The organism is Bacillus sp. PS95, assembly GCF_037963565.1.
In the GTDB taxonomy this organism is placed as follows: Bacteria; Bacillota; Bacilli; order Bacillales; family Bacillaceae; genus Bacillus; species Bacillus subtilis.
The window spans coordinates 3,481,524-3,494,516 of sequence record NZ_CP150160.1 but is presented as its reverse complement, the minus strand read 5'-3'; the positions used below and the strand labels follow the sequence as shown (position 1 = coordinate 3,494,516).

Genomic DNA, 12,993 nt, shown 5'->3' with positions numbered 1-12,993 from the left:
GATGATCGGAATATTAGCCGGAATGGGGCCGAAATCGACCTCGCCGTTTATTGATAAGGTGATTGATTACTGTCAGAAGCTGTATGGGGCTTCAAACGATATTGACTACCCGCACATGATGATCTATTCATGCCCGACGCCCTTCTATGCAGATCGTCCAATTGACCATGACGAGATGAAAAAAGCGATTATCGACGGAGCGGTAAAGCTCGAGAAAACAGGCGTGGATTTCATTGCGCTGCCTTGTAATACGGCGCATATCTACTATGAAGAGATTCAGCAGGCATTGTCGGTTCCTATGTTGCATATCGTTGAGGAAACGATAAAAGAGATTCCGCATCCTGCAAAAAAAGCGGTGGTTTTAGGAACAGAGCCAACCATCCAATCCGCCATCTACCAAAAAGTTCTGAAGGCAAATGGACAAGAAGTTGTTCACAAGGACCATTGGCAGCAGGTTGTGAACCAGCTTATCGCCGCAATCAAACAGCCTAATCATATGGAGCATACACAAGCATTGTGGCAGACGCTATATGAAGAAATCAGTCAGCATGCAGACATCATCATTTCAGCCTGCACGGATTTAAATGCGGTGTTAGATCATATTCAAAGTGAGATTCCGATTATAGATTCCTCTGCCTGTCTTGCAAAAAGCACTGTCAGCACATATCTTGCATATCAAAGCTAGCTTCAGACAAGGACTGTCTTCAAACAGTCCTTGTTTTTTTATGTTCCTATTGTTTGACAGTTAACTGCAATAGTGTTAAATTAAACATGTAAATAGTTACATGATTTTTTCTGAAGGTGAGGTGGTTCTCGTGAAGAAGCCGGTTTTAAAACCATTCGCCTCTTTAGAAATCAAGGTTGATCCGCCTATCACGATTGGTGAGACAGGCCTGGGACTGAGACGATTCATTCCGATTCGTTCGGGAACAATAACCGGGGAAGTAAAGGGACGTATTTTGCCGAGCGGTGCCGATTCGCAAATGATTCGCGCTGACGGCAGAACCGATTTATCTGCCAGGTATGTGATCGAAACAGCAGATCATGAACTGATTTACATTGAAAACAATGGAATACGGCAAGTCAGCGAGCCGTTTCGAAAACAAGCGGCAGCCGGGGAAATTATTGATCCGGAGCATGTTTATTTCCGTACGGTACCGACGTTTGAAACAGGCAGTGAAGCCTATCAATGGCTCCATGACCGCTTGTTTATCGGTTCCGCAGAAAGAACCCCTGATTACGTTCGACTAGACATTTATGAAGTGCAGTAAAAGACTAAGGAGAGTGTGAAAAATGGAAAACTTTATCGGAAGCCACATGATTTATACGTATGAAAACGGCTGGGAATACGAGATTTATATTAAAAACGACCATACAATTGATTATAGAATTCATAGCGGAATGGTTGCCGGACGCTGGGTTCGGGATCAGGAAGTGAATATTGTCAAACTGACAGAAGGCGTATATAAAGTGTCTTGGACAGAGCCGACTGGCACGGATGTTTCATTAAACTTTATGCCAAATGAAAAACGCATGCACGGCATTATTTTCTTCCCGAAATGGGTGCATGAACATCCTGAAATTACGGTTTGCTACCAAAATGACCACATTGATTTGATGGAAGAATCCCGCGAAAAATATGAAACGTATCCAAAATACGTTGTACCTGAATTTGCGGAAATTACATTTCTGAAAAATGAAGGAGTCGACAACGAAGAAGTGATTTCGAAGGCTCCTTATGAGGGAATGACAGACGATATTCGCGCGGGAAAATTATAATAAACATAAAAACCCGGAAAAGAGAATTACTTCTCTTTTCCGGGTTTTCTTTTTGCTGAGTATGCGGGAACCATCACAATTCCCGCGAAAAACAGTATGATGCCAGTCCAGCGCATAGGCTGGTAATAGACTGTGTCCCGTAAACATACCACGGCCGACAAAATAATGATACAAGCTGCCACAACAATGGCAGCACCAATGTATCCTGTTTTCCCCATATTTATTCTCCTTTTGAAGGGAATAGCTTCTGCCTTTTTTCAGATTCGGGATCGTTTTCGATCGTAATCTCTGAATCTAAAATCAGCGTCTCTCTTGTTTCTTCCTGATACGCCGGCCAATTTACAGCTTCGGTGCTTGGGTTTCCTGTTTTAGCGAACGTGATCCACGCTGATTGTATCGTGTGAGAAAGCTGTTTCACCTCATCCGTAATCTCCGCTTTTGCCATTCGTTCCAATCCGTCCAGATTTCCAAAGACAAAAGGAAGCTCTAATGCGTGAAACGCTTTATTGTACGGCGGCTTCTTCGGGTGCCAATCGAACCTGTACATCCAGACAGGGGCGTAATGAGACTGTGCGGATGCATAGGCGACGGCAGGGCGCCAAAATAATAAATCAGTCATCATATGAATTTGGCTTTCTAGAGAACGCGGATACAAATCGGCAGCTTTCTCTGCCAGCGGCTTCCCTAGTAAATACTCGAGTGCTGCATCAAGCGTTTCCTGAGAATGAACGTCTGAATCCGGGGTGAAAAATAAATATCCTTCATCACGGGTTGTTCCAATCAATAGAGGAATGCCGGAAGCAGCCCCTTCTGAGATCGCTTTTTCTGGTTCAGCAGGCAGCGTTTTTGGATCAAGGGCGGGCTGGAAGAACAGCTGAAAGATATTTTCTTTTTCTGCAATCCGAAGCTGATCAGCCGCTTTTAGCAAATCTTCTGCAGAAACCGTATGCAATTTATCCAATTGGCCCTCGTTAATCCCAAGGACCTGTAAAAAGGCTGCCGAGGTGCTCGCCGCTTGTTCTTTCGTCATCGTTCGAGAAGCGCCGCTTTCCATGATTGCTTTCTGGAACAGGCCTTTTGCCGCAGGCATAGCGAGCAGCGCGGCAATGCTCATGCCGCCGGCGGATTCTCCAAATACTGTTACGTTATCGGGATCACCGCCAAACGCTGAGATATTCTCTCGCACCCATTTCAGCGCGGCGGCTTGGTCTAAAAGCCCAAGGTTATCGGAATACGCCTCATCAAATGAAGACAAGTGCAAAAAGCCAAACGGCCCCAGCCGATAGTTCAGTGTAACGACAATGACCTCTCCCTGCGCCGCAAGTTTTGATCCGTCATACAATGGCTCACTGCCCGCTCCTAGATAAAAAGCGCCTCCGTGAATCCACACCATGACAGGAAGATTTTTACTTGGAGTGTCAGGCGCAAATACATTGACATACAAGCAATCCTCGGACTGGCGGGGCAGCTCAGCATACGACAGTGAGAGCAAATCAGACGGCTGCGGGCAAATAGGGCCGTACGCTGTGGCATCAAGGACATCTTCCCACACTTCAGGCGGCTCAGGTGCTTTAAAACGCCATTGTCCGACAGGCGGCTTGGCATAGGGGATGCCTTTCCACTTATGTACGCCGTTTTCCGTTGTGCCTTTTACTTTGCCGTATTGAGTCGTTACTATTTGATGAGTCATTGTGCTCTCTCCCTTTTTCACCCATTATAAACAGATTTACCCTATAGATGCGAACGTTAGCCCTTAACCGATCATCATCTTCCCATTGTTTTTAAAAAGGATTTGACTTCATGGACAGTCAGACCTATTTCTCTTGCTTCCGCCATCAGCGCTTTCCATTCTTCTATATTGGATTCCGTCAGTTTGCGGTTGCGGTAAGAGGCAGTTTCGGGCTGTTCTTTCTTGAGTCTGTTCGTAAAAGTGAACAATTCTTCCTTTTCCATCCCGGCTTGTACGGCTTGCACTAAATGTACGCGCCATTCTTCTTCACCGCCGCTGATTTTTTCATACATCATTGTTTCTGCGTCAAATAATTCTGTTAATTCAACTTCCAGTGTGGCAGAAACTTTTTTTAAAAATTGAACGGACGGATTCGTGTGAACGCCTCTTTCAATCTTGCTTAAATAGGATTTGGATACGCCTGACTCAACAGCCAGCTGATTAATAGAATAGCCTTTTCTTTTACGGTACAAACGGATAATTCTTCCAATCATAATATGAAATTCTCCTCTATTCCTGTCGTTATTTCGTTCATTATAAGGAATTTTTCGTTCTTTATAAAATTTAAAATAATAAGGGAAGTGCAGTAAATTAGAGGAAAATCATGATTTTGTTCTCTAAAGAGAACTTATTGGCTTATTTTGCAATTTTTAAATAATAACGTTTTCTTTTATAATCCAATCATTAACAGAAAGGGGCGCGGGAAGCCAGCCGCGGGAAGGCTGAAGGCTATGAATACATGAATGAGAATATGAGTTTCAAAGAATTATATGCGATTGTCAGACACAGATTCGTGCTGATTCTGCTCATCACAATCGGCGTCACCCTTATTATGGGTTTTGTGCAATTTAAGGTCATTTCACCGACCTACCAGGCGTCGACACAGGTGCTGGTTCATGAATCAGACGGTGAAGAAAACTCGAATCTCAGTGACATCCAGCGAAATCTTCAGTATAGCAGCACGTTCCAATCGATTATGAAAAGCACTGCCTTGATGGAAGAAGTTAAGGCGGAATTGCACCTATCTGAATCGGCTTCCTCGCTGAAAGGAAAAGTGGTTACCAGCAGTGAAAATGAATCAGAAATAATCAACGTTGCCGTTCAGGATCACGATCCGGCGAAAGCAGCTGAGATTGCGAACACGTTAGTGAACAAGTTTGAAAAAGAAGTAGATGAAAGAATGAATGTACAAGGCGTACATATATTATCAGAGGCGAAGGCTTCTGAAAGCCCGATGATCAAGCCGGCCAGGCTGCGAAATATGGTCATGGCTTTTGGCGCTGCTGTCATGGGCGGCATTACACTGGCATTTTTTCTGCATTTTCTCGATGATACATGCAAAAGCGCACGGCAGCTCAGCGAGAGAACCGGATTGCCATGCTTAGGCTCCGTTCCTGATGTCCACAAAGGGCGGAATCGCGGGATAAAACATTTCGGGGAGTGAAGCGAGTGATCTTTAGAAAAAAGAAAGCAAGGCGAGGTTTGGCTCAAATATCTGTTTTACACAATAAATCAGTTGTTGCGGAACAATATCGCACCATTCGGACAAACATTGAGTTCTCATCTGTCCAGACCAACTTGCGATCTATCCTCGTCACCTCCTCTGTGCCTGGTGAAGGTAAATCGTTCAGTGCAGCGAATCTTGCGGCTGTCTTTGCGCAGCAGCAGGAAAAGAAAGTACTGCTGGTGGATGCCGATTTAAGAAAGCCGACCATCAATCAGACGTTTCAGGTTGATAATGTAACCGGGCTGACAAATGTGCTGGTCGGCAATGCTTCACTCAGTGAGACGGTGCAAAAGACGCCGATCGATAACTTATATGTACTGACAAGCGGGCCGACCCCGCCAAACCCGGCAGAACTGCTGTCTTCAAAAGCAATGGGAGATTTAATATCTGAGATCTATGAACAATTCAGCCTCGTCATCTTTGATTCCCCTCCTCTTTTGGCTGTTGCAGATGCTCAGATTCTAGCAAATCAGACAGACGGCAGCGTGCTCGTCGTTTTAAGCGGAAAAACAAAAACCGATACCGTTCTGAAAGCAAAAGATGCACTGGAACAATCCAATGCGAAGCTGTTAGGCGCTCTTTTAAACAAAAAGAAAATGAAAAAATCGGAACACTATTCCTACTAGTTTTTGTAAAGGTGATGTCTCCTGACCTGTATCAATGGAGGCACTCGGCTCTGCTGTGGGCAGCTGAAGTTGCTGCCTTAGATGCTGGTCGTCGCTGGCGGGGCGTGAGGATGGGTTAAATGCCCACTTATCTGATATATACATAGGACGTGTTGTCGGTTTAGCTGCTGCCGATTTTTTGGAGAGACGAAAACCGCCGCAGCTAAGCCGATAAAAGAATTAGGGGGGAAAAGGTTGAGTTACCGGAGAAGACTGTCAATGATTATTGCGCTGGATACTTACCTCGTTTTAAATTCAGTTATTGCAGGATATCAATTTTTAAAAGATTCCTATCAATTTTATGACTCCGGAGCATTACTGCTTACCGCTGTCAGCTTGCTCCTCAGCTATCATGTGTGTGCTTTCCTGTTCAATCAGTATAAACAGGTGTGGACATACACCGGACTTGGCGAGCTGATTGTCCTGCTTAAGGGCATTACGCTTTCCGCCGCTGTGACCGGTATCATTCAGTATGCTGTGTATCACACGATGTTCTTCCGTCTGTTAACCGCGTGCTGGGTGCTTCAGCTTTTGTCTATTGGAGGGACCCGTATTTTATCCAGAGTATTAAACGAAAGCATCAGGAAAAAACGCTGCGCCTCGTCCCGCGCGCTGATTATCGGGGCGGGCTCAGGTGGGACTCTGATGGTCAGGCAGCTGCTTTCGAAAGATGAACCTGATATCATACCTGTCGCTTTTATTGATGACGACCAAACGAAGCATAAATTAGAAATTATGGGACTGCCCGTAATCGGCGGTAAAGAAAGTATCATGCCTGCGGTGCAAAAGCTCAAAATTAATTATATTATTATTGCCATCCCTTCACTCCGCACCCATGAGCTTCAGGTGTTATATAAAGAATGTGTGCGAACCGGAGTAAGCATTAAAATTATGCCTCATTTTGATGAAATGCTGCTTGGCACACGAACTGCAGGACAAATCAGAGATGTAAAAGCTGAGGACTTGCTCGGCAGAAAGCCGGTAACCCTCGACACTAGCGAAATTTCGAACCGCATCAAAGGAAAAACAGTTCTCGTCACGGGAGCGGGCGGATCAATCGGCTCGGAAATCTGCCGTCAGATCAGCGCGTTTCAGCCTAAGGAAATTATTCTGCTCGGCCATGGGGAAAACAGCATTCATTCGATTTATACAGAGCTGAATGGACGATTCGGCAAACACATTGTGTTCCATACGGAAATCGCTGATGTGCAGGACCGCGATAAAATGTTTACCTTGATGAAAAAATACGAGCCGCATGTTGTCTATCATGCAGCTGCCCATAAGCATGTGCCTTTAATGGAACACAATCCAGAAGAGGCGGTCAAAAACAATATTATCGGAACAAAAAATGTCGCGGAAGCAGCCGATATGTCGGGAACTGAGACATTCGTGCTGATTTCATCGGACAAAGCGGTGAACCCAGCCAACGTAATGGGGGCGACAAAACGATTCGCAGAGATGATTATTATGAATCTTGGGAAAGTCAGCAGAACCAAATTTGTTGCTGTTCGCTTCGGCAATGTACTCGGGAGCCGCGGCAGCGTCATTCCAATTTTCAAAAAACAGATTGAAAAAGGCGGCCCGGTGACAGTAACACATCCGGCAATGACCCGCTATTTCATGACGATTCCCGAGGCATCAAGGCTTGTGATTCAGGCTGGGGCACTGGCGAAAGGGCGTCAAATTTTCGTTCTCGATATGGGAGAGCCCGTAAAGATTGTGGATCTTGCCAAAAACCTCATTCATTTGTCCGGCTACACGACTGAGCAGGTTCCAATCGAATTCACTGGCATTCGTCCGGGCGAAAAAATGTATGAAGAATTGCTGAACAAAAATGAAGTCCATGCTGAACAAATCTTTCCAAAAATTCACATCGGTAAAGCGGTGGACGGCGATTGGCCGGTGCTGATGCGCTTTATCGAGGATTTTCATGAGCTGCCGGAAGCCGACCTGAGAGCGAGGCTGTTTGCTGCAATCAATACATCAGAAGAAATGACGGCTGCCAGCGTTCATTAGGGGGAGTGAAAATGACGAAAAAGATATTGTTTTGCGCGACTGTTGATTATCATTTTAAGGCCTTTCACCTCCCTTATTTTAAATGGTTCAAGCAAATGGGCTGGGAGGTTCATGTCGCCGCGAACGGACAAACCAAGCTGCCGTATGTGGATGAGAAATTCTCCATCCCGATTCGCAGGTCACCTTTTGACCCTCAGAACCTGGCCGTTTATAGGCAGCTGAAGAAAGTGATTGACACCTATGAATACGACATTGTCCATTGCCATACACCGGTCGGCGGCGTTCTCGCCAGACTGGCGGCGAGGCAGGCACGGCGGCACGGAACAAAGGTGCTGTACACAGCGCACGGATTTCACTTCTGCAAAGGGGCACCGATGAAAAATTGGCTTCTTTACTATCCGGTTGAGAAATGGCTTTCAGCATATACAGACTGCCTGATTACGATTAATGAAGAGGATTACATACGGGCGAAAGGACTTCAAAGGCCGGGCGGAAGGACGCAGAAAATTCACGGCATTGGCGTCAACACCGAGCGTTTCCGGCCTGTCAGTCCGATAGAGCAGCAAAGACTCAGAGAAAAGCACGGGTTCCGTGAAGATGATTTTATATTGGTTTATCCGGCTGAGCTCAATCTGAACAAAAACCAGAAGCAGTTAATTGAAGCCGCAGCCTTGCTAAAAGAAAAAATTCCCTCACTCCGCCTTGTGTTTGCCGGGGAAGGGGCAATGGAACATACGTATCAAACGTTAGCTGAAAAGCTTGGTGCCTCCGCCAATGTCTGTTTTTACGGCTTTTGCAGCGACATACATGAGTTGATTCAGCTTGCGGATGTATCTGTCGCATCCAGCATTAGAGAAGGCCTCGGTATGAATGTGCTTGAGGGAATGGCGGCAGAAAAACCGGCGATCGCCACAGATAATCGCGGGCATCGGGAAATCATCCGCGACGGAGAAAACGGTTTTCTGATCAAAATCGGTGACAGTGCTGCTTTTGCCCGCCGGATTGAACAGCTTTACCATAAGCCGGAGCTCTGCCGAAAGCTGGGACAGGAAGGCCGAAAAACAGCCTTGCGCTTCTCGGAGGCGCGAACGGTGGAAGAAATGGCAGATATTTATTCCGCGTACATGGATATGGATACAAAGGAGAAAAGCGTATGAACTCAGGACCGAAAGTTTCTGTCATTATGGGCATTTATAATTGCGAACGCACATTGGCAGAAAGCATAGAATCCATACTCAGCCAATCCTATAAAAATTGGGAGCTGATTTTGTGCGATGATGCGTCAACAGACGGTACGCTCCGCATCGCGAAGCAGTATGCCGCTCATTACAGCGACCGCATCAAACTGATTCAAAACAAAACAAATAAGCGGCTTGCCGCATCATTAAATCATTGTCTTTCGCATGCGACAGGCGATTATATCGCACGTCAGGATGGAGATGACCTTTCGTTTCCGCGCCGTCTGGAAAAGCAGGTCGCGTTTTTAGAAAAGCACCGACATTATCAGGTGGTTGGCACCGGCATGCTTGTGTTTGATGAATTTGGCGTAAGAGGCGCCCGCATTCTGCCTTCTGTTCCGGAGCCGGGCATCATGGCAAAAGGGACCCCATTTTGCCATGGCACGATTATGATGAGAGCGAGTGCCTACCGCACGCTGAAAGGCTACCGGTCGGTGCGGCGGACGAGACGAATGGAAGATATTGATTTGTGGCTTCGCTTTTTTGAAGAGGGCTTCAGGGGCTATAATCTTCAGGAAGCCTTGTATAAAGTGAGGGAAGACAGCGATGCATTCAAACGGCGGTCATTTACGTATTCAATTGACAATGCCATCCTTGTCTATCAGGCGTGCAGACGCTTGAAGCTTCCTTTATCTGATTACATATATATCGCAAAACCGTTAATCCGCGCCTTTATGCCTCCAGCCGTGATGAATCGCTACCATAAAAAAAGAGTGATGAACCAAAAGGAAGGGCTTGTCAAGCATGAATAGCAGCCAAAAGCGCGTGCTCCATGTTCTCAGCGGCATGAACAGGGGCGGCGCGGAAACCATGGTAATGAATTTATATCGGAAGATGGACAAAAGCAAAGTGCAATTTGATTTTTTAACGTATCGAAATGATCCGTGCGCTTATGATGAAGAGATTTTATCTTTAGGCGGGCGGCTTTTTTATGTCCCGAGCATTGGGCAAAGCAATCCCCTTACATTTGTGAGGAATGTGAGAAACGCGATAAAAGAAAATGGGCCGTTCAGCGCCGTTCATGCGCACACGGATTTCCAAACGGGTTTTATCGCCCTTGCGGCAAGGCTCGCCGGAGTGCCGGTCAGGGTATGCCACTCCCACAATACGTCTTGGAAGACCGGCTTCAACTGGAAGGATCGATTGCAGCTGCTCGTGTTCAGGCGGCTCATTTTGGCAAATGCGACAGCGCTGTGTGCCTGCGGAGAGGATGCGGGCAGGTTTTTATTTGGACAGTCCAATATGGAGCGGGAGCGTGTTCACCTTCTTCCTAACGGGATTGACCTTGAGTTGTTCGCCCCAAATGGGCAGGCGGCTGATGAAGAAAAAGCAGCACGCGGCATTGCAGCCGACCGGCTCATCATTGGCCATGTGGCCCGGTTTCATGAAGTGAAAAACCACGCGTTCCTGCTGAAGCTTGCCGCACATCTCAAGGAAAGAGGCGTTCGCTTTCAGCTCGTTCTGGCGGGAGACGGGCCGTTGCGCGGGGAGATAGAGGAGGAGGCGCGGCAGCAGAATTTACTATCAGACGTCCTCTTTTTAGGCACGGAAGAACGGATCCATGAACTGATGCGAACATTCGATGTATTTGTCATGCCGTCTCTGTACGAAGGCTTGCCGGTTGTGCTTGTGGAAGCGCAGGCATCGGGGCTTCCATGCATCATTTCAGACAGCATTACAAAAAAAGTCGACGCCGGTCTCGGGCTTGTCACAAGATTAAGTCTTTCTGAGTCGATCAGCGTCTGGGCTGAAACCATTGCAAGAGCGGCCGCCGCAGGCAGGCCGAAGCGTGAGTTCATCAAAGAAACACTCGCTCAACTTGGCTACGATGCACAGCAAAATGTAGGAGCGCTGCTGAATGTATACAACATCAGCACGGAAAAGGACCATAACCGATGATTGTATATGCCGTCAATATGGGGATTGTATTTATTTGGTCTTGGTTCGCTAAAATGTGCGGCGGCCGTGACGATTCGCTTGCCACGGGGTATCGGCCGAATAAGCTTTTGATCTGGATTCCGCTCGCTTCACTTGTGCTCGTGTCAGGTCTCCGCTATCGAGTCGGCACGGATTTTCAGACGTACACGCTGCTGTACGAATTGGCGGGCGATTATCAAAATGTGTGGCAAATATTCGGTTACGGCACAGCGAAAACAGCGACAGATCCGGGGTTTACCGCACTCCTTTGGCTGATGAATTTCATCACGGAAGATCCTCAAATCATGTATTTTACGGTGGCGGTCGTGACCTACAGCTTTATTATGAAGACACTCGCCGACTATGGCAGGCCGTTTGAGCTGAGTGTCTTTTTGTTTTTGGGAACCTTTCATTACTACGCGTCTTTTAACGGCATCAGGCAATACATGGTCGCAGCTGCTTTGTTTTGGGCGATCCGTTATATCATCAGCGGGAACTGGAAGCGATATTTCCTGATTGTGCTGGTCAGCTCGCTCTTTCATTCGTCGGCGCTGATTATGATTCCGGTGTACTTTATTGTCAGAAGAAAAGCCTGGTCTCCGGCGATATTCGGCCTATCCGCTTTATTTCTCGGCATGACATTTTTATATCAAAAATTTATTTCTGTGTTTGTCGTTGTACTTGAAAACAGCTCATACAGCCATTATGAAAAATGGCTCATGACGAACACAAATGGAATGAATGTGATCAAAATCGCTGTTTTGGTTCTGCCGCTGTTCCTTGCATTTTGCTATAAAGAACGACTGCGGAGTCTGTGGCCGCAAATTGATATTGTCGTCAATTTGTGCCTGCTAGGTTTTTTGTTCGGCCTTTTGGCCACAAAGGACGTGATTTTTGCCAGATTCAATATTTATTTCGGTCTGTATCAAATGATCTTAGTCCCTTATTTTGTCAGGATATTTGATGAAAAATCGAACGCCCTTATCTATATCGCTATCGTTGTTTGTTATTTTCTTTACAGTTATTTGCTTATGCCGGTTGATTCATCCGTTCTGCCTTACAGAACGATTTTTTCCCGGTAATTTATGCAAGAGGAGCCGGTCATTATGGAAACACCTGCGGTTAGTCTGTTAGTCGCTGTTTATAACACAGAAACATATATCAGAACGTGTCTCGAATCACTGCGGAACCAGACAGTGGACAATATTGAAATCATCATTGTCAATGACGGTTCAGCTGACGCCAGCCCGGATATCGCAGAAGAATACGCCAAAATGGACAACAGGTTCAAGGTGATTCATCAGGAAAACCAGGGACTCGGTGCGGTTCGGAATAAAGGCATTGAAGCTGCACGCGGCGAATTTATCGCGTTTATCGATTCAGACGATTGGATTGAGCCTGATTATTGCGAGCAGATGCTCCGGGCAGCAGGCGATGAAACTGATCTGGTCATTTGCAATTACGCCGCAGAGTTTGAGGACACTGGCAAAACCATGGACTCAGACATTGCCCAAACCTATCAGGATCAGCCGAAGGAGCACTATATCAAGGCGTTATTCGAAGGGAAGGTCAGAGGGTTTTCATGGAACAAACTGTACAGAAGAAGCATGATTGAAGCCCATCGGCTGTCGTTTCCGCTCCGAGGCGAGCTGGAGCATGTCGAGGATCAGTTTTTCAGCTTCAGGGCTCATTTTTTCGCCCGCTCAGTATCCTACGTAAAAACGCCGCTCTATCATTACCGAATTCACCTTTCCTCCATTGTGCAGCGCTATCAGAAAAAATTGTTTGAATCAGGACTTGCGCTGTATGAGGCGAATGCGGCGTTTTTACAGGAGAACAACAAACTGGAGGAGTATCGCAAGGAGCTTGATACCTTTATCGTTCTTCACAGCAGCATCTGTATGCTGAATGAATGGAAAACGAGCGGCAGCCGCCGGCTGTTTGAAAAGCTTAGAAATGTTGGCGTGATATGCGCGGACCCGGTGTTTCAAGAAAGTCTTTCAAAAACGGGTACTGCTCCTTTTGACGCAAAACGGTCATGCCTTCTTCTGATGGCGAAATACAGAATGATTCCGTTCGTCGCTATGGCATCGGCTGTGTATCAGCGGGTGATCGAGTACAAAATGAGAAACAGAGGGTGAG

Annotated in this window: 14 protein-coding genes; 11 read left to right on the top strand and 3 right to left on the bottom strand. The window is 46.5% G+C overall.

Annotated elements, in window-relative coordinates:
* Nucleotide 1: 1 nt before the first annotated feature.
* The 3 genes from racX to padC all read left to right on the top strand — a co-directional run bounded on the left by racX (nt 2) and on the right by padC (nt 1,779).
* On the top strand, nt 2–685 hold the full coding sequence (gene racX, locus NSQ12_RS18255; RefSeq protein WP_088327018.1) for a broad specificity amino-acid racemase RacX: 684 nt from the start codon (nt 2–4) through the stop codon (nt 683–685).
* A gap of 130 nt (nt 686–815) precedes the next feature.
* Complete coding sequence (locus tag NSQ12_RS18250; RefSeq protein ID WP_033883464.1) at nt 816–1,271, top strand: DUF3237 domain-containing protein; 456 nt, start codon at nt 816–818, stop codon at nt 1,269–1,271.
* A 22-nt stretch (nt 1,272–1,293) separates the two neighbouring features.
* The gene (gene padC / locus NSQ12_RS18245; protein ID WP_015384708.1) at nt 1,294–1,779 is read left to right on the top strand and encodes a phenolic acid decarboxylase; all 486 of its coding nucleotides are present in this window, start codon (nt 1,294–1,296) and stop codon (nt 1,777–1,779) included.
* A gap of 26 nt (nt 1,780–1,805) precedes the next feature.
* Here the strand turns inward: padC and NSQ12_RS18240 are convergent, their stop codons facing one another.
* The 3 genes from NSQ12_RS18240 to slrR all read right to left on the bottom strand — a co-directional run bounded on the left by NSQ12_RS18240 (nt 1,806) and on the right by slrR (nt 4,002).
* Nucleotides 1,806–1,997: a hypothetical protein gene (locus NSQ12_RS18240; RefSeq protein ID WP_003228241.1), complete on the bottom strand. Its 192-nt coding sequence runs from the start codon at nt 1,995–1,997 to the stop codon at nt 1,806–1,808.
* Nucleotides 1,998–1,999: 2 nt separating this feature from the next.
* Entirely contained in the window at nt 2,000–3,469 is a 1,470-nt protein-coding gene (gene pnbA, locus NSQ12_RS18235; protein WP_088327016.1) for a para-nitrobenzyl esterase, read from the bottom strand.
* A gap of 74 nt (nt 3,470–3,543) precedes the next feature.
* On the bottom strand, nt 3,544–4,002 hold the full coding sequence (slrR, locus tag NSQ12_RS18230; RefSeq protein ID WP_003228245.1) for a transcriptional regulator SlrR: 459 nt from the start codon (nt 4,000–4,002) through the stop codon (nt 3,544–3,546).
* A 245-nt stretch (nt 4,003–4,247) separates the two neighbouring features.
* Here slrR and NSQ12_RS18225 point away from each other — a divergent pair, with 245 nt between their 5' ends.
* The 8 genes from NSQ12_RS18225 to NSQ12_RS18190 all read left to right on the top strand — a co-directional run bounded on the left by NSQ12_RS18225 (nt 4,248) and on the right by NSQ12_RS18190 (nt 12,992).
* Nucleotides 4,248–4,952 carry a YveK family protein gene (locus NSQ12_RS18225; RefSeq protein ID WP_003228247.1) on the top strand — a complete coding sequence of 235 codons (705 nt, stop codon included), beginning with the start codon at nt 4,248–4,250 and terminating at the stop codon, nt 4,950–4,952.
* Between the two features lie 5 nt (nt 4,953–4,957).
* Entirely contained in the window at nt 4,958–5,641 is a 684-nt protein-coding gene (epsB, locus tag NSQ12_RS18220; RefSeq protein WP_003228249.1) for a protein tyrosine kinase EpsB, read from the top strand.
* A 234-nt stretch (nt 5,642–5,875) separates the two neighbouring features.
* Nucleotides 5,876–7,696, top strand: a complete 1,821-nt coding sequence (locus NSQ12_RS18215; protein WP_171518537.1) for a nucleoside-diphosphate sugar epimerase/dehydratase — start codon at nt 5,876–5,878, stop codon at nt 7,694–7,696.
* Between the two features lie 11 nt (nt 7,697–7,707).
* Nucleotides 7,708–8,853 carry a glycosyltransferase family 4 protein gene (locus NSQ12_RS18210; RefSeq protein ID WP_033883461.1) on the top strand — a complete coding sequence of 382 codons (1,146 nt, stop codon included), beginning with the start codon at nt 7,708–7,710 and terminating at the stop codon, nt 8,851–8,853.
* Entirely contained in the window at nt 8,850–9,686 is an 837-nt protein-coding gene (gene epsE / locus NSQ12_RS18205; RefSeq protein WP_032722561.1) for a glycosyltransferase EpsE, read from the top strand. Before NSQ12_RS18210 ends, epsE begins: the two co-directional genes overlap by 4 nt.
* The gene (locus tag NSQ12_RS18200) at nt 9,679–10,833 is read left to right on the top strand and encodes a glycosyltransferase family 1 protein (RefSeq protein ID WP_128422414.1); all 1,155 of its coding nucleotides are present in this window, start codon (nt 9,679–9,681) and stop codon (nt 10,831–10,833) included. The genes epsE and NSQ12_RS18200 overlap by 8 nt, the downstream gene beginning before the upstream one ends.
* On the top strand, nt 10,830–11,933 hold the full coding sequence (gene epsG, locus NSQ12_RS18195; RefSeq protein WP_041055100.1) for a biofilm exopolysaccharide biosynthesis protein EpsG: 1,104 nt from the start codon (nt 10,830–10,832) through the stop codon (nt 11,931–11,933). Before NSQ12_RS18200 ends, epsG begins: the two co-directional genes overlap by 4 nt.
* A gap of 24 nt (nt 11,934–11,957) precedes the next feature.
* Nucleotides 11,958–12,992: a glycosyltransferase family 2 protein gene (locus NSQ12_RS18190; RefSeq protein WP_032726900.1), complete on the top strand. Its 1,035-nt coding sequence runs from the start codon at nt 11,958–11,960 to the stop codon at nt 12,990–12,992.
* Nucleotide 12,993 lies beyond the last annotated feature (1 nt).

Coding starts and splice junctions, on each gene's coding strand:
- padC (WP_015384708.1), top strand. CDS start 1,294: ATGGAAAACTTTATCGGAAGCCACATGATTTATACGTATGAAAACGGC.
- NSQ12_RS18240 (WP_003228241.1), bottom strand. CDS start 1,997: ATGGGGAAAACAGGATACATTGGTGCTGCCATTGTTGTGGCAGCTTGT.
- epsE (WP_032722561.1), top strand. CDS start 8,850: ATGAACTCAGGACCGAAAGTTTCTGTCATTATGGGCATTTATAATTGC.
- NSQ12_RS18225 (WP_003228247.1), top strand. CDS start 4,248: ATGAATGAGAATATGAGTTTCAAAGAATTATATGCGATTGTCAGACAC.
- racX (WP_088327018.1), top strand. CDS start 2: ATGATCGGAATATTAGCCGGAATGGGGCCGAAATCGACCTCGCCGTTT.
- slrR (WP_003228245.1), bottom strand. CDS start 4,002: ATGATTGGAAGAATTATCCGTTTGTACCGTAAAAGAAAAGGCTATTCT.
- epsG (WP_041055100.1), top strand. CDS start 10,830: ATGATTGTATATGCCGTCAATATGGGGATTGTATTTATTTGGTCTTGG.
- NSQ12_RS18210 (WP_033883461.1), top strand. CDS start 7,708: ATGACGAAAAAGATATTGTTTTGCGCGACTGTTGATTATCATTTTAAG.
- pnbA (WP_088327016.1), bottom strand. CDS start 3,469: ATGACTCATCAAATAGTAACGACTCAATACGGCAAAGTAAAAGGCACA.
- NSQ12_RS18200 (WP_128422414.1), top strand. CDS start 9,679: ATGAATAGCAGCCAAAAGCGCGTGCTCCATGTTCTCAGCGGCATGAAC.
- NSQ12_RS18190 (WP_032726900.1), top strand. CDS start 11,958: ATGGAAACACCTGCGGTTAGTCTGTTAGTCGCTGTTTATAACACAGAA.